We start from the raw sequence: 17,267 nt of genomic DNA on the forward strand, positions 1-17,267 counted from the left end.
AAGTTAGGTGAAAAGAAGAAAATACCAGAAGAGGCCGAGGGCCTCATCCAGTATTTCAACATTTGCAACCTAATCTAATTCCATCCGAAAATCTGTGTCAAATTTGGGTTTAACGCTACTTGAGCAGCTGGTACAGGGCGATAATAGAACTTCGGATCGTCAAATGTTCCTCTTTCAATTACCGTTAAAATATGTCCGCTGTTACCATCTGATAAAAACACCCCTACGTTTTCACCAAAACTTCCAACTCTGTAATAGGCAAAAGGAACATCTAAAGCATTTCGCTCTTTGGTATCAGGAATTGAAGCCGAAGCATCTAATAATATAATGTCTTCAATTCCATCGCCAGTAACATCGTGCTTACCTAAACCACTGAAATACAAACCTTTTGGCTCTTCTTCCAATAATTTACCTGCTTTCCAACGCATTAAATCATCGAACCTATACCCTTCTAAAGCCAATTCAACTCTTCTTTCTCTTCTGATTTCAAGTAAAACTGGGTCTGTTACAGTAGGGTATTTTGCCTGTAATACAGGGTCTACAGTGGCGCCCATTGTTAATGCTGGCATTCCTGCTCTATCGCGCAACAGGTTAATCGACTCATTTAATACAGCTTGATTCATTTCATTTAGTTCAGCCTTAGCTTCGGCATAAATCAAAAGTGTTTCTGCAAACCTTAACACCGGAAAGTCCAAGTTATTAATAGTGGCCTGATCTGTTACATTCACAAAACCTTTTAATTGATGATAACCCGAGAAATTCTTTGCCAATTGCTGCACATACATTCCCGCACCTTGACTGTAAGTTCTTGAGTTTACCAACACAAAACCTGGATAAGCATATGTTTGAGACAATCTAGGGTCTCTATTTTGAAACTCTTGAACAAAGCTGAATTTATCGTAGTTGGCTTGATTTGAATAATACGAACCATCTGCCATTAAGTAAGACTGCAATAAATCTTTCGCTGGACTGGTTTCATAGTTACCAAACACGGTTTCGGACCAGCCACTGTTTTTCACTTGGTCTAGGCTATATACTCCTAAAATGACTTCAGGATTTGACTCTAAATCAGTGCTATTAAACAAGCTGCTGTAATCAGTTGCGCTATTGCCTGTATTCTTAATACTGAAAGGCCCATTATCCATAATGTCTTTGGCAATATCTCTTGCCAATTTCAAATACTTATCAGCCGAAGCAGTAAGATTTAATTCGCTGTGATATTTTCTGAAAGTACCTTCGTGTAGCGCGTTTCTTGCCATAAAGGCTTTTGCCACCCATCTGTTTACTGCGCCATCAGGCTGATTCTCGAAAATGTTTTCAATAGCAAATTGATAATCTTCAAAAACTTTATCTACCACCATTTCTCGCGAATCTCGCGGCTTGTTCAAGGCTTCAGTATCACCTGTTTCGATCACAAAATCGTAATATGGCACATCTGAATACCTTTTTACCTTATCGTAGTAAAACTGAGCTCTAAAGAACCTTCCTAAGCCTTCAAAATGGTTCAGTTTTTCTTGAGAGATGTTCGCTTTGTCAAAGTTTTCTAAAAACAAGTTGATTGACCTTAGCGCACCCCAGTTCCAACCCGATGTAATGGTAGAAGAAGATGCAGTACTAACCATCATGGTTTTGATTTCAGTATTCCCTGTAGTGGCAGCATTGTCTGTTCCACCATCGGCATAATAAATCCCCGAACCTGGGAAATTATAAAGGCTATTGACGTAAATATTAAGGTCTTCTTCTGTGTTAAAGAAGTTCTCTACGCCAATCGAAGTTTCTGGCACTACATCTAAGAAGTTGTCGTTACAGGCTGTAACCAAACCAATTAAGAAGAGTGCAATCAGTATTTTAAAATTTTTCATTTTGAATTCGTTTAAAAATCAGATGATTACAAAGTGATGTTGATTCCCAATACATACCTTCTTTGGAAAGGGTAAGTGTAACCTTTACCTACTCCTCTTCCTCCGCTTACAGCTGGGTTATATTGAATGGCATTGTTTACTGCTTCTGGATCGAAGAAATCTTTTAATGCCGACCACTCGAAAAGGTTTTCGCCACTGGCATAAACCCTTACACTTGAAAGGCCTGTTTTAGACATTAATGCGACTGGTAAAGTATATCCGATGGTTAAGTTTTTGAGCCTTAAATAAGCTGCGCTCAACAAATAATCTGTTTGAGGAATGGCCAAACCTTGCGCTTGATCAATTCTTTCTCCCAAATTTCTATCGGCCAACCAAGATTGTAAGTGAGGATATTTAGCATCTAAATTTTGATCTGCTAAACCTGCATCTAAATACGATTGTGAATGCCTGTCTCTATCGGCACCAGTTTCTGATTCAGCTCGGTAGAAATCGTTCAAATGCGGATAACCACCTGCATAGGGCTGCTGATAAAACCCCCAATACAAGTAATCTAAAGGATAGTAATCTCTCTTCCCTACTCCTTGGAAGAGAACGCTTAAATCGAATCCATTCCAATCGGCAGAAAGGTTTATTCCATAACGGTACCTTGGTGATTGATTTCCGATGATTGACAAATCTTTTGTATCATCCAAAGTATAGCCTTTAGTGATCTTATTGTCTCCGTTTAGGTCTTTGTATTTTGGCCATCCTTCAACAATTGAAATAGCACCCCAAGGCACAATCGCGTTCTGATCTAGTGCGTTGATTTCTTCGGCAGACCTGAAGAAACCATCGTTTTGAAGTCCCCAAATTTGGCCTAACTCCATTCCTTCATAAAACTGAGTTATGCTTCCTGTTGGGTTATCGAATTTAGTGATATAAGAACGGCTGTCAGATAAGTTGAAACCCGCTTTAAAGTTTAATGGCTTACCAGCAAGGGCCACTTCGTTTTGGTAACCTAAAGAGAATTCCCAACCGTTAGTTTTCAAATCAGCAGCGTTTTCTTTTGGCTCAGTTGCACCCAAAACATCTGGCAACTCTCTTCCCAAAGTCAACATCCCTTTGGTGTCTCTTCTGTAAATATCGAATGATGCAGACACTCTATTTTCGAGGAATCCTAAGTCTACACCAAAGTTTTTGGTTACTACCTCTTCCCAAGAAAAGTTATTTGAAACCAACTGAGGTGAAGAAATTTCTAGCGGCAACTTTCCGTCAATCAGGTAATTACCTTGGTATGCGCTCATGGTTGAAATGTATTCATAAGGGCCAATAGCTTGGTTACCCAAAGACCCGATAGAACCTCTGAGTTTAAACTGGCTTACCCAGTCTCTCATTCCAGCCATAAAGTTTTCTTCATCTACTCTCCAAGCCAATGAAGCCGAAGGGAAAAATCCATAACGATTATCAGAAGGGAATTTAGAAGCGCCATCATATCGGCCATTCAATTCTAGAATGTACCTATCATTATAGATATAGTTCAATCTGTAAAAAACACCTCTCACTGCCCATTCAGATACGCTTTCACCTACAAACTGATCGCCTGTTGCCAGTGCTATGGTAGGTAGCGAAGCAGAAATAACATTGTTTCGCTGCGCGCTAAACGAGTTCCAGCGGTTGTGCTCTTGGTTAAAACCTAAAGTTCCGCTTAATGCATGATCACCAAATTGTTGTTTGTAGCTTAAATAGCTATTCAACACATAGTAGTTTTCTACTGAGCTTGATCTGTAAGCTGAATTATTGCCCTGCTCTCTAATGTCACTTGGGCCATAACCAATGTTATATTTTGTTTGAAACCAGTTCCTATCTTGTCTTCCTCTTCTAAAGGTGAAATCAGTATTAAAAGTCAGAATATCCTTTAACAATATTGCTTGTACGCCAAACTGCGACTGAACACTTGTAAATTCAGTAATATCTTCTCCTCCATCCGTTAGTTGGGCAGAAATTACTCCAGCTTCAGAATTGGCCCAACTTCCGTCAGGGTTAATATTCCATGATGTAGGAGCTATATTATAGATTGAAGTAATATCGAAATACGAAGGTTCTTTTCTTTCCGTAGTGGTTAAATAGGTGTTGTTGCTAATGGTTAACCAATCGTTGGCTTTGTATGAAACTTTGCTTCTTACCGTGTATCGATCAAAGTAATCATCGGCAATGGCCAAAACCCCGTCTTGATGACTATATGAACCTGAAAGTAAATAATTAACACGATCGTCACCTCCACTAATTGAAAGCTGATGGTTGCTTGAAGTAGTTTGATCTTTCATAAAATGACGAGACCAATCTTGGCCACCCATATATTCCCAAGCGGCTTCGTTAGTTGGATTTCTTCTTACCCCAGGCAATGAAGGATCGTTAGAGCGATCTCTGGCCCAAGCATAATACTGATCACTGAAGTTAATATTGTCCCAAGGAGTATTATCGGTTGAAGTTTCTAACAGCCTTGAGTAGATATAAGGATCGGTGATTTTGTTGGGTATAACTGTGGCTTCATTCATTGACGTATAACCAGAGTAGCTGATTCTCATTTTATCAGCTCCATTCTTTGTAGTAATGATTACTACACCAAATGCTGCCCTTGCACCATAAATGGCTGCCGAAGAAGCATCTTTGATTACTGAAATGCTTTCAATGTCTTGAGGAGCAATGCGGTTTAACTCCACCGCATCAGAAGGAACACCGTCAATCAAAATCAATGGATTTCCACCATTGATTGAAGTCACGCCTCTAATGTTAATATTTGGGGTAGAACCTGGAGCACCAGAATTACTATCGATATTTAGGTTAGGAATAACCCCTTGAAGCCCCTCAGTTACACTACTGATTGGCCTTTTCGCTAATTGCTGTGCATCTACTTGGTCTACAGCACCAGAAAGATTCACCTTCTTTTCTACACCATAGCCAACTACTACAAACTCCTGAAGTTCTTTAATGTCTTCCTGAAGCGTAATATCAATTGTAGACTGATTATTCACTGTTACTTCTTGAGAAATAAAGCCTACGAATGAGAATACAATTACTGATTCTTGGCTTTTTACTTTAATGCTGTATTTTCCGTCAGCACCAGTAACCATTCCATTTGTAGTTCCTTTTTCAAAAACTGTAACACCAAAAATAGGCTGTCCTTCAGTATCTGAGACCAAGCCTTTAACATTCAATTCTTGGGCATAGCCCAACGCAGACACACATAAACACATCAACATGAGGCAAGCCCTGCGGAGCTTCCTATGTTGGGTTGAAATCGTGGATGTAAATCCTTTCATAAGTTTTGTTTTAGTTTTAGAGCAGATTTTAGATTGTCAAATGTAGGCGCGGCATGTTACCCCATCATTAACCGCGATTTAATTTTAATTGAATAGTCGTTCAATTTATTTTCCACATATTTGGGCCTCAGAATCACACACAAATTCAATGGGAAGAAAGAACATTAAAGACCTCAGAAGACAAGAAATAGTAAAAGCATTCTATAAAACAGCCAAGGCAGAAGGGCTCCAAAACACCTCTATTGCTAAGATTGCAGAAGCCATGGATGTTAACCCTAGCTTAATCTTGCATAACTTTAAGAACAAAGATGAGCTAGTGCTTGCCCTCATTGATTATATTCTAAGTCGTTATCAAAAAATCTATAGCACTCAAAAAGATGGCACTTCGATTGACCATTTAAAGGAAGTGCTCAACAACCTTTTCTCCAGAAAATGGAATGCTCTGATTAGCGATGATGTTTATTACAGTTGCTACAGCTTGATTTTTAGAAACAACGTGATTCGTTCTAAATACAAAGAGTTACATGACTCTTTACGCGTTTGGTTAGAATCTCATTTGTTGGAATGTATAGAAGAGGGGTCACTGAAACTAGAAGATCCAAAACGAACCGCAAATTTGATTTATACCATCTTAGAAGGCGCCTATTACTATTTATGTATGGAAAAGAATGTTGCTAAAAAAGACGAAATTATGGAGCAGTATAAACAGCATGCTTATGATATTCTGAAACTCGAGGCTTAGCTTTTAAACTATACTGCCGTCAATCTTGCCTTTCTAGTGAACCAATTATGTATTGATTCCATTCTCATTACATTGGAATGAATAGTATGCTCGTACTATTTTGTAAGTTTAGTTAACTTGAAGCCCAAAAAATTCAGCAATGGAGGAAAAAAATAAGAAAAAGAAAGGCGTAACCAAACGAGATATCATTGAGCTATCCATTGTTGTAATGGTTTTTCTGGTCATCTATTTGATAGGTTCTCAGGCCGAAGTTTTCGGAAAAGTGCAGCAGGCAGTATTGGTAACTGGTGTTGCGAACGCCACTGCTTTAGATGCCGATGAAGTGGTTGATGCCGATTACAATTTCCGTTTGGTAAATGAAGAAGGCAACAAAATAGATGTTCGTGATTTAAAAGGGAAAACGCTTTTCATTAACATTTGGGCCACTTGGTGCCCGCCTTGCGTTGCCGAAATGCCTAACATCAATTCGCTCTACAATAAAATTGAAAACAAAGATGATATTGTGTTTTTGATGATTTCTCACGATGACGAAATGAAAACAGCTCGCACTTGGGTAAAGCGCAAAGGATTCGATTTTCCTGTATTCAAATTGGCCTCTCCTCTACCCGATGTTTTCGAAACTGGCGTAGTTCCATCCACTTTTGTAGTTTCTCCTGAAGGTAAAATTGTAGTAAGTAAAACAGGAATGGCCAATTACGACACCAAACGTTTCAAGAAATATTTGCTAAAGCTGGCTGAGAAATAAAGGGATGTTCGTTAAGTTTATGTGCCAATAAGGCAATTATTAAATTCAAGCCAAATCCATTATCGGTTGGTTTCTATTTTGTAAATAAACATTGACGATCCTCCATGAAATTTCTACAACTTTCCATCCTATCACTCAGCCTAGGCATTATTTCATGCACTCCTTCTAAAAAAGATAAGTATTCTTTGGCCAACCCTGAATTGATCAGCTACAAGGTGGAGCAAACCATGCCGCATGATTCTACTGCTTACACGCAAGGCTTACTGGTTCATAAAGGAAAAATATACGAGAGTACAGGTAGAGAAGCTTCGTGGATCGGAATTGTAGATCCTTCCACTGGAAAGCCAGACAAAAAGGTAATACTAGACGACAAATTCTTTGGAGAAGGTATTACCATTCTGAATAACAAAATCTACCAACTTACATGGCAGCAAAAAGTAGGCTTTGTTTACGATTTAGAAACCTTTGAACAGTTAAGAGAATTCAAATACAATAATGAAGGTTGGGGATTAACCCACGATGGAAAAAATCTGATTATGTCAGACGGTTCGAACTCGCTTTCGTTTTTAGATACTGCCAGCTTAACTCCAATAAAAAAGCTTAATGTAACTTATAAAGGTGTAGCCGTAAGCAGCCTAAACGAGCTTGAGTACGTTGATGGCTATATTTGGGCAAACATTTACTTAAAAGACCAAATTGCTAAGATTGATGCCAATACAGGCGAAGTACAAGGTTTTTTAGACCTTTCCGACCTAACTTACCGCACCCGATTGCTTAACCCAGATGCTGATGTTTTAAATGGAATTGCTTGGCATGAATCAACTAAGTCTTTACTCGTAACTGGCAAACTTTGGCCACTGATTTATGTGTTGAAACTCACGGCCAACCCAGAAAATTAAACTCACAATTTTGAACCATTGGTCAGCTTTACTACCACTTTAGCCCAATTCCATTATGAACATTGGAGCTACCATTTGCCTGTAAGCCCAGAAATAACGGCTCAGTTTACCAATGGCAATAACAGACGAGTAAAGTGCCTGATCAATAACAAAATCACTATTCATACAGCTTTGATGCCCATTAACGAGGGAAGTTATATTCTCGTTAACCAAAAAATAAGAACCGAGCTGAATATAAGTGAAGGCGATAAGGTGGAAGTAACGCTTGAAAAGGACAATTCAGAATATGGAATACCAATGCCTGAAACCTTTAGCGTTTTGCTAGATCAAGATGAGGTTGGCTCTAAATTCTTCCATTCTCTTACTCCTGGTAAGCAACGTAGCCTCATTTACATTGTGGGGAAAGTAAAAAGCATAGACAGCCAGTTGAACAAAGGGTTGGCTATTCTAGATCACCTTACTGAGGTTCAGGGCAAATTAGATTTCAAGGCTTTGAATGTGAAGATCAAGGAATACAATCAGCGTGGTAAAATGCGTTAAAATCGGGCACAAAAACAAGAAGGTTATCCCGTCCGGATAACCTTCTCTACTAACACAAAGGGTCACTTATGTGAATACTCAACCAAAAACTGATTACTGTTTTCCGTCAATAGCTACCTCTCTCAGTAACGTTCCGTCCATTCCAAAGTGAACAGCTACTTTACCAGTCTCTTTTTTCACGATGAACTCGATGTACTCTTCGCTCTCTGGTGCTGGAGTTTCAACTTTGTAGATTTTCTCTACGTTTTCATCTTTGTATTCTGCTTCTTCCCATCCTTTTTTCACTTCTTCAGGAAGGTTTTTCATCAGAATTTCTGTTTTCTTCTCTTGCTGAACAAGCACTGTAGCAGCTTCGCCTACACTAGTGAATGCAACAGATGTGAAACTTAAAGTACCTATTGCTAATAAACTTAAAATTGCCTTTTTCATAACTTTATAATTTTTGTTGAATTAATTGTTTTACCCTTCTTATTGAAAAAGACATGCCAAGAGCACAAATATCAATACACCAACTGAATTACAGCTACTTACATTATTAGCTATTTAATAAAGGGCGATAGGATTCACTTCAAATTGTGGAACAATCCAACACTTTGAGGTGAATAACAAAACACTTCAATTCAAACATTCAGGCTTATTAGCATAGGATTGGTTATCGGCAAGAATAAACTCTGGGTCCATCAAAAGAGGTTTTCCTTTTCGATAGACCATGTTAAATAAAAAACGGAATTACCGCATTTGGCAATCCCGTTTTTGTATCACTCACAAAAGTGAAATGTCTTAATTGAGTTATTTTATTTCTATCTCCATAATATCTACCGCACTGACCTGAAAGTATCCGAATGCCCCATTCGACAAGTTTGTTCTTGGGTTTGCTGGCGGAGGCGTAAACATTCCCCCATCATTGTTGAGCAAGTTCGATAAATCATTATAGTAAATAAATGCCTCTCGGGTAATACTATACATTTCCACTTTAGCATACTGGCCAAGCTTATAATATCCGGCAGTAGGTATTCCGCTAATTTCTTCTCCTAGAAATTCATCTTCAGAGAAATAGATATCGCCTTCAAAATCCCTGAGTGTTAAACCATTCTTATAGAATTTAAAAAGGTAATGGTCCACCCTATCCTGAGGTTCTTTTGCATAAAACAATACCTCATAAAACTCACCTTCTTCGTCAGGATCTTCCCTTTCTTCTTCATCAATAGTTACTACTAATGAATCAATTTTGGTGACGGGTAACATAGTTTCTGAAGCAGTATAATCCACTCCATCTACAGTCACTTTTAAGCGGTATGTTGTCCAAATACTGCCAGCATAAGGTGTTTGCGGATAATAATAACCTTTCTTCGATGGCTCATTATTTGGGTTATGTATATAAACCACTTCATTATCTGCATCATCTGTAACGGTAACTACGGCATCTGTAATGGCAGGATTTGGATCAAGTGAATAAAAGCCTCTTGTATAGCTAAGCTTAATAAAGTTGAGTTCAGAATTATTCGTTAATACCCCATCAATCACCACTTTAGGTTCAGAGGTAATGGTATCGATATCGATGGTTTCTTCACAGGAAACAAAGAAAACAGTCAAGGAAAACAGTATGTATTTATATAGATTTTTCATCTTAATATGTCTCGATTAAAATTTGATATTATAAGTAACTGAAGGTAGAATTGGGAACAGATAGATCATTCTAGCTTCTTTTTCATTCCCATCGCCAATGGTATTTCCATCTTTATCTTGCTTTACTCGGGTGTACAGCGAGAATGGATTTTTACGGCTGTAGGCATTGTATAATGAAAATACCCAAGAGGTTTTCCATTTTTTATGAGCATTTGATTTTGGCGTTAGCGTAGCACTTAAATCTAATCTATGGAACGAAGGCAGATTATACCCATTTCTTTCTGTAATTACATCGGCAGAATATCCGTCTCCCCATTCGTAAGTTCCTGAAGGAATGGTCGTTGGCCTTCCTGTTCCATAAGTAAAACCAGCACCAAACGACCATTTATCGCTGTAATCGTATGTAGCAAGCATATTTAAGCTATGGCGTCTATCGTAATTGGCTAAAAAGGTTTCACCTAAATTCACACCTTCAATTGTTCGCTCTGTTTTCGACAAGGTATAGGCAATAAAACCAGTAAGTGCGCCTTCTTTCTTCTGTAAGAAAAATTCTAAACCATAAGCCTCTGCATCGCCTTGGCGGTACTCTGTACTTAAATCTGTATTAAAGAAAACCTGCGCGTTATCCGCAAAATCGGTTACGTTATCCATTGTTTTGTAATAGGCCTCTACAGAGAACTCATACATATTATCATTTAAGTTTTTGAAGTAACCCAGAGCCACCTGATCGGCAATTTGAGGTTTAAGGTAATAGCTACTTGGCGCCCACGTATTAAAAGGCAAAGGCACTGTACCGCTTGAAATCAAGTGCGTATTCTGAACCATTCGGTTATAGCTCATCTTTACAGAGCTAGATTCATTGAGCATATAGCGCATAGAAAACCTTGGTTCAAAATTGAAATAGGTTTTGATAGGCTCGAAACTTTTAAAAGAAAGCGTGTCGGTGCGTGTTGGGTCAATATTGTCATTCGGGTCTTCATATAAATACACATCGCCTTTGCCTATGCTCTGAAAAGCTGATAATCTAGCACCATAATTCATCGTCAGTTTTGAAGATAATTCGTGTTGGGCTCCTAAGTAAAATGCATGATCCAGAGCGTATTCATGCTGCAATTCCGTTGCTTTGAAAATAGACTCATCGCTTGAAGGTGTGATTTTACCAGGAGCGAAACGCTTATAAGTCACATGGTAGCCAAAATCTAATTCGAATTGTGGGCTCGCGAAATAGTTAAAATCATTTTTGAAGCTATATTCTTGTAGGTTTGAATCCCAACGAATTCCTTGTACTGGGTCTTCAATCCCCAATCCGTAATCGAAGCTTGAAGCAATCAGCGAGGTATTAGAAAATAGTTTATCGCTAAAGAGGTGGTTCCAACGAAAGGTGGCTGTTTTATTTCCCCAATCAAATCCAAAATCTTCACCAAAAGAAAAATCATCTCTACCAGAATAAACAGAAAGGAAGAAACGGTTTTTGTTATTAGCTCTCCAATTTACCTTGGCGTTGACATCATAAAAATAGACCAAGTTATCATTGTTGGCAGCTCGTAAAAACAGATCCACATAAGACCTACGAGCAGAAAATATGTAGGAACTTTCGTCTTTCTTAATTGGTCCTTCTACCGAAATACTACTGGCCAAAAGACCAATCCCAGCCTCGCCTTCAAATTCCTTGTTGTTTCCATCACGGGTTCTTACGTCTAAAATAGAAGATAGCCTTCCACCAAAACGAGAGGGAATTCCACCTTTGTAAAGTTCTGAATCCTTGATAATATCGGCATTGAACACCGAAAAGAGTCCGAATAAATGCGAAGGATCATAGACAGGAGCTTCATCAATTAAAATCAAGTTCTGATCTGCACTTCCGCCACGAACAAAGAAACTGGAAGTACCTTCTCCTGCAGAAATCACACCTGGAAGCATTTGAATAGTTTTAATAATATCTGGCTCACCAAAAAGTGCAGGTAGCTTCTTTACTTGCTTAATGTCCAAGTCATTCCTACTCATTTGAATGCTTGACACGTTTGCAACTGGACTTTCACCTGTAACCACTACCTCTTCCAGTTCTGTTAATTCTTCTGGAAGAGCAATATTCAATTCAATGTCCTTGTCCAGCGTAATCTTCTTTTCAATGGTTTTATAGCCAATAAAACTGTACTTAACCGTGTAGTTTCCTGGGGCAAGCGTAATGGAATAGAAACCATAATTATTGGAAACTACTCCATTCCCAATTTCAACTACTAAAACCGTGACTCCGAGAAGCTCCTCACCATTGGAAGCGTCTCGTACATATCCGTTCAAGGTGACCTTTTCTTGAGCAGAAGCTAGAACAGTACACAATACGACACATGTCGTAAGTAAAAATTTTCGCATAATTAATTTAGAGTTTGACCTGTTGTTTGATTTAAAAAATTAGACCTAAAATAGACTAACCACTTTAATGACGATTGAAATGATAAATACACTTAGACGACAATAAAAATAATCTTTAGGCTTAGTCGAAATAATAACTAAAAAGTTGCAAGCTGTATTCACTAATAAAGCATTAAGCGTTAAAATTACTCTTAAAACCCCATTTAAGGGCATAAAAAAAGAGCTTAGATAAACACTAAGCTCTTTCAAATTATAGGGTTTTAATTTTTATTTAAGAGAGATTACACCGCATCCAATTCTTGGACCAGCCGCACCAGCAGGCTGAGAAGTAAAATCATCTGGACCTGCATGTACTATCACCGCATGGTTTAAGATATTGGTATTTTCATCTCCGCCAATAGTCCAACCTTCTACATCCATAGATAGCGAACCATTTCCATCTTCTCCAACAGTAAGGTTTCCAATATCACCTTGGTGAAAATCACCACCCTCGGCTCTATTTCCATGATCTACGCCCATAGGGTTCCAGTGGCCTCCGGCCGAAGTTCCATCAGGAGCAGAACAATCACCAATAGCATGAATGTGTACGGCATGGTCGCCCGGTTCAATATTCATCAAATTAACATCAATATTGATTTTTCCGTTGGCCAATTCTTTAAATATAACCGTACCTTTTAATTGACTATCGCTTTTACTTTCTAAGTCTACAATCACGCTTTCCAGCGATTCTTCAGCCGTTTCTGTAGCCGAATCTACTTTTTCTTCAGATTTTTCTTTACTCTGAGAACATCCAAAAGTCAAGGCTGCCACAGCACAAATTAATAGCATTCCGTTGATCTGTTTTTTCATCATATTCATTTCGTTTAATTCAAGTTCAAAGGTTCAAATTATATAACAGAACTACAATGAGAAGTGTTTGAATTAAGTTGTTGAAAAGAGGTTTTGAGTTAATTTCTACACAAACGGTAAAACCATTTCAGCTTCTAAAAAACAAATAAAACAACCTATGTTGCTGTCTTCTCAACTACCATGATTTATGATTCGCTTTCAGGTGAACCACATCAAAACATTCCTTTTTTCGGTTTTACAAGAACTACACTTATAATTTTTGCATTACCGCAAGGCACTTTACTATATTTGCAAGCTTAAATTAATACCATGCGCCTCAGACAATTAGCCCGCAAACTCCAAGTTCAACCCAAATATTTGATTGGCATTTTATCAAAAAATGGACTCGAGATTGAAAACGATCCTAATTACAAACTGACCGAAGAACAGGAAAGTCTTATTCTTTCAATCGTTCCAATGCCCAAACCTTCTATAGAATCAAACGCAGTAGCAAGCCCAAAAGCAGAAATTGAGGTAGTTGAGGCCGTTGAAGACCCCTTGGAAGTAACTGAGGAAATAGAAACGCCTACTGAAGAAGTTATTACCCCAAATACCGTTAAAGAAGCGCCCAAAACAGTAGAACAAAAAGAACCAACTGAAACACCTAAAGTATATAGTTTAGAAAAAGAAGCGCAAGAAAAACACAAAGATGCTGAATTGATAAAGGCACCTAAGCTAAAACTAGAGGGCTTAAAAGTTTTGGGTAAAATTGATTTACCCGAACCTAAAGTGAAAGAAAAAGCCAAACCAGAAGAAACAAAAGAAGCTGCTGAAAAACCAAAACAGCGAAACACCAAACAAAATAGGAACACTCCTACCCACGATCGTAAAAGACAAAATCAGCGCAGCAGACCCAACTCAGTTGAATTAGAAAGAAGAAAGGCCGAACAAGAAGCCAAGCGTAAAAAATTGGCTGAAGAAAAGCGCATTAAAGCACTAAAAGAAAAGCACTACAAAGAAAAAGTTCAGGCCAAACTAAAGACCACAGCACCAAAGAAAAAGAAGTCAAAGCCAACAACTGCACAAACTACCGAGCAACCTAAAAAAGTCGCCAAAACAGCTATTAAAAAGCAAGCCCCTAAAAAAGGGCTACGCAGATTATGGGCATGGCTCAATGGCGAATTGGATAAGTATTAGACTTATTCAAATTCCTCTATTACTTCTTGGTTTCAGAAAACCTTCTACCCCTATTACACAGTAGGTTACTCCAATTCAATTAAAACGATTAGATTGAATGATCAATTTAGTGATGGAGTGCGGTATCGTATTGACCCTCATTAGAAACCACAACAGGTCTATGAAAAAACTATTTTATTTCACGCTAGCCTTTTTTACCCTTGTTTCCTGCGGCAAGGAAAAAGAGGTAGAAGCCAATAAATTCGAATTCGATGGAATCGATGAAAGCATCAAACCAGGAGATAACTTTTTCCTCCATGTAAACAAAACTTGGTACGACAACGCTGTAATTGCAGACGACCAAGCTGGAGTTGGTTCTTATAGCTTTTTAAATATTCCTCAGAAAAAGCTCTTAGAAAACATTTTAGAGGAAGTTTCTAGTGGAACCCACGAAAAAGGAAGCGCTGATCAAATGGTGGGCGATTTTTACAGTTCAGGCATGAATACCGCGCTGATCAACGAACGTGGTTTTGAACCCATTCAATCTTTGCTCGATCAAATCAACGCCATCAACTCTATACCTGCAATGATGGAATTTGTGGCCAATGAGTACAAATCGGGGAACGGTTCATTGATCAGTATGGGAGTCTCTCCCGACAATGAAAATAGCAGTGTCAACATGCTACATTTTGGACAGACAGGTTTAGGCTTACCCGACCGTGATTATTATTTTAAAACGGACGAATCTACCCTTGAAATTCAAAAGGCCTATCAAGCGTACTTAACTAAGCTATTTGAATTAATAGGTAATGAAAATGCAGAACAAAGTACCTCCACGGCTTATGGCATAGAGAAGCAATTGGCAGAAGCGCATAAAACGCGTATCGAGCGAAGAAATGTAAAAGCCAATTACAATAAAATCGCAGTAGCAGACCTTAAAATAAATCAACCCAATATCGGTTGGTCCAAATTGTTAGATCATTTTGGTGCAGAAGCCGATTCTGTCGATATCGCTCAGCCTGCTTATTATGCGAAACTCAACACCATGCTTCCTTCCGTTTCTTTAGCCGATTGGAAGACCTATTTAAAAGCAAAAGTATTAACTAATTACGCTGATATCTTAAGCGAGCCTTTTGAAACGGCAGCTTTCGAATATTCAAAAATCATCTCTGGGCAAGCGGTGAAACAATCACGCGCTCAAATCATGGTAAACAAGGTAGATAGACAGCTTGGTTTTGCGCTAGGCCAATTATACGTAGAAAGATATTTTAATGAAGAAGCCAAAAGCCGGGTATTGGATTTGGTCAACAACCTTCAAAAAGCCTTTGAAAATAGAATTAACGAGCTTGATTGGATGAGTGATGCCACTAAGGTTCAGGCCAAAGAGAAATTATACACGATTACCAAAAAGATTGGCTATCCAGATGTTTGGAGAGACTACGGGAATGTAAACATAGATAAAGACAAGTTTTTTGAAAATGTAGTGGCCTTGAGACAAAACGACTATCAGTACGGTTTAGATAAACTGAACAAAGCCCCTAACAAAGATGAGTGGGGCACAACGCCATCGACTGTAACCGCTTACTACAACCCTCCCCTCAATGAGATTGTGTTCCCGGCAGGCATTTTACAATTCCCTTACTTTGATTTACAAGCCGATGATGCCATTAATTATGGTGGAATTGGAATGGTAATTGGCCATGAATTGACCCATGCTTTTGACGATCAAGGTGCTCAATTTGACAAAGATGGAAATGTGAAAAACTGGTGGACTGACGAAGATTACGAGAAGTTCCAGGCCAAAACTCAATTGATTATCGACCGATACAGTTCTTATACTGTGTTGGACAGTTTGCATTTAAAAGGTGCATTATCCGTTGGAGAAAACACGGCAGATAATGGTGGAATTTCAATTGCTTACGATGCCTTTAAACTAACCAAGCAAGGCCAAGACACAGTAAAGATTGGCGGATATACACCCGACCAACGTTTCTTTATGTCCATTGCCCGTATTTGGCGAGTAAAAACCCGAGACGAGTATTTACGCAACTATGTAAAAACGAATTCCCATTCTCCACCAATGTGGCGTGTAAACGGCCCATTAATGAACTTCACTCCTTTTTACGAAGCATTTGATGTTCAGCCAGGTGATGCTAATTACAAACCTGTAGAAGAAAGAATTAAGATTTGGTAAAAGCATTTGAATACTAATTCAAGGCCATGGATGAATAATTCATGGCCTTCTTTTTTATCCCTTTTTAGCTTTGATCTAATCCCCTTTCAATTAAGTCTATTAGAGTTTTTCGGAACATATCTAGTGATTTCATGTTGTCAAAACAACCAGCAGGCTAAAACAAAACTTCACAAACTTTACATAAGAAAGGTTGAAAAATAATCGTAATCGTAAGAAACGATTCACAAATAATCACTTTGATCAAATTTAAAAAACATGACAAACGAAAAACAAAACATATTAATAGCCGGAGCAAACGGCACTACAGGTAAAATTATTGTTGAATTACTTCAAACCTCAAACCGTTATCGACCTATCGCCATGGTTAGAAAAGAAGACCAAAAAGAAGCTTTTGAAAAACAGGGTGTGGCAGCAGTGCTGGCCGACTTGGAAAAAGATTTGAGCCATGCAGTAATTGGAGTTGATAAAGTAATTTTTGCTGCGGGATCTAAAGGCAAAAAAGTAATCGCGGTAGATCAAGAAGGAGCCAAAAGCTTGACGGATGCTGCAAAAAAAGCAGGAGTTAACAAATATGTAATGCTAAGCTCCATGGGCGCAGATAATCCTTCGGTAAGCGATGACCTCGAAGATTACTTAAAGGCAAAACAAAATGCCGACAACCATCTACGGAATAGCGGCTTGGAGTATAGCATTGTACGGCCGGGTGGCCTTACAGATAATGAAGGTACAGGCAAAATTCAGCTTAGAGAAAAACTAGACTCACAGGGCAGTATTTCAAGGGCCGATGTAGCCCAAACCTTGGTAGAAGTATTGGAAGACGGTGTGCAGCAAAACCAAACTTTCGAAATCATAGCGGGTGAAACTCCTATTGAAACAGCAGTGCGCTAATTTTAGTCCTTGTGGGTGTTGTGAGTATGACCGAGAATTAAAAACGGAAACCTTGTCCCAAAATATTATTCTGATGTTTAATTTGACTAAAACATCCT

13 protein-coding genes are annotated in these 17,267 nt (G+C 38.5%); 7 read left to right on the forward strand and 6 right to left on the reverse strand.

What is annotated here, in order from left to right; all coding sequences use genetic code 11:
• Nucleotides 1-74: 74 nt before the first annotated feature.
• Together AWW67_RS11125 and AWW67_RS11130 are read right to left on the reverse strand one after the other, a co-directional pair.
• Nucleotides 75-1,862, reverse strand: a complete 1,788-nt coding sequence (locus tag AWW67_RS11125) for a RagB/SusD family nutrient uptake outer membrane protein (RefSeq protein WP_062301796.1) — start codon at nt 1,860-1,862, stop codon at nt 75-77.
• Between the two features lie 26 nt (nt 1,863-1,888).
• Nucleotides 1,889-5,161: a SusC/RagA family TonB-linked outer membrane protein gene (locus AWW67_RS11130; RefSeq protein ID WP_062301797.1), complete on the reverse strand. Its 3,273-nt coding sequence runs from the start codon at nt 5,159-5,161 to the stop codon at nt 1,889-1,891.
• Between the two features lie 148 nt (nt 5,162-5,309).
• On the opposite strand from AWW67_RS11130, the gene AWW67_RS11135 reads away from it, so the two are divergent.
• The 4 genes from AWW67_RS11135 to AWW67_RS11150 all read left to right on the forward strand — a co-directional run bounded on the left by AWW67_RS11135 (nt 5,310) and on the right by AWW67_RS11150 (nt 8,087).
• Nucleotides 5,310-5,903 carry a TetR family transcriptional regulator gene (locus AWW67_RS11135; protein WP_053224498.1) on the forward strand — a complete coding sequence of 198 codons (594 nt, stop codon included), beginning with the start codon at nt 5,310-5,312 and terminating at the stop codon, nt 5,901-5,903.
• Nucleotides 5,904-6,042: 139 nt separating this feature from the next.
• Entirely contained in the window at nt 6,043-6,648 is a 606-nt protein-coding gene (locus tag AWW67_RS11140; protein ID WP_062301798.1) for a TlpA family protein disulfide reductase, read from the forward strand.
• Nucleotides 6,649-6,752: 104 nt separating this feature from the next.
• Nucleotides 6,753-7,547: a glutaminyl-peptide cyclotransferase gene (locus AWW67_RS11145; RefSeq protein ID WP_062301800.1), complete on the forward strand. Its 795-nt coding sequence runs from the start codon at nt 6,753-6,755 to the stop codon at nt 7,545-7,547.
• 18 nt (nt 7,548-7,565) lie between these two features.
• Nucleotides 7,566-8,087 carry a YdeI/OmpD-associated family protein gene (locus AWW67_RS11150; protein WP_062301801.1) on the forward strand — a complete coding sequence of 174 codons (522 nt, stop codon included), beginning with the start codon at nt 7,566-7,568 and terminating at the stop codon, nt 8,085-8,087.
• A gap of 93 nt (nt 8,088-8,180) precedes the next feature.
• Here the strand turns inward: AWW67_RS11150 and AWW67_RS11155 are convergent, their stop codons facing one another.
• The 4 genes from AWW67_RS11155 to AWW67_RS11170 form a co-directional block, all read right to left on the reverse strand.
• Nucleotides 8,181-8,516, reverse strand: coding sequence for a hypothetical protein (locus tag AWW67_RS11155; RefSeq protein ID WP_053224502.1), 336 nt, complete (start codon nt 8,514-8,516; stop codon nt 8,181-8,183).
• Nucleotides 8,517-8,876: 360 nt separating this feature from the next.
• A complete protein-coding gene (locus tag AWW67_RS11160; RefSeq protein ID WP_062301804.1) occupies nt 8,877-9,713 on the reverse strand; it encodes a DUF4249 domain-containing protein in 837 nt (278 codons plus the stop codon).
• Between the two features lie 15 nt (nt 9,714-9,728).
• Nucleotides 9,729-12,083, reverse strand: coding sequence for a TonB-dependent receptor (locus AWW67_RS11165; protein ID WP_062301806.1), 2,355 nt, complete (start codon nt 12,081-12,083; stop codon nt 9,729-9,731).
• A gap of 267 nt (nt 12,084-12,350) precedes the next feature.
• A complete protein-coding gene (locus tag AWW67_RS11170) occupies nt 12,351-12,935 on the reverse strand; it encodes a superoxide dismutase family protein (RefSeq protein WP_071387123.1) in 585 nt (194 codons plus the stop codon).
• A 306-nt stretch (nt 12,936-13,241) separates the two neighbouring features.
• Between AWW67_RS11170 and AWW67_RS11175 the strand changes: the two genes are divergently transcribed.
• The 3 genes from AWW67_RS11175 (at nt 13,242) to AWW67_RS11185 (ending at nt 17,169) form a co-directional block, all read left to right on the forward strand.
• Complete coding sequence (locus AWW67_RS11175; RefSeq protein ID WP_062301807.1) at nt 13,242-14,108, forward strand: hypothetical protein; 867 nt, start codon at nt 13,242-13,244, stop codon at nt 14,106-14,108.
• Nucleotides 14,109-14,268: 160 nt separating this feature from the next.
• Nucleotides 14,269-16,281, forward strand: a complete 2,013-nt coding sequence (locus tag AWW67_RS11180) for a M13 family metallopeptidase (RefSeq protein ID WP_062301810.1) — start codon at nt 14,269-14,271, stop codon at nt 16,279-16,281.
• 255 nt (nt 16,282-16,536) lie between these two features.
• Entirely contained in the window at nt 16,537-17,169 is a 633-nt protein-coding gene (locus AWW67_RS11185) for an SDR family oxidoreductase (protein ID WP_062301816.1), read from the forward strand.
• Nucleotides 17,170-17,267: the final 98 nt, after the last annotated feature.

The sequence above is a fragment of the Roseivirga seohaensis genome, from assembly GCF_001592945.1.
Taxonomy (GTDB): Bacteria; Bacteroidota; Bacteroidia; order Cytophagales; family Cyclobacteriaceae; genus Roseivirga; species Roseivirga seohaensis.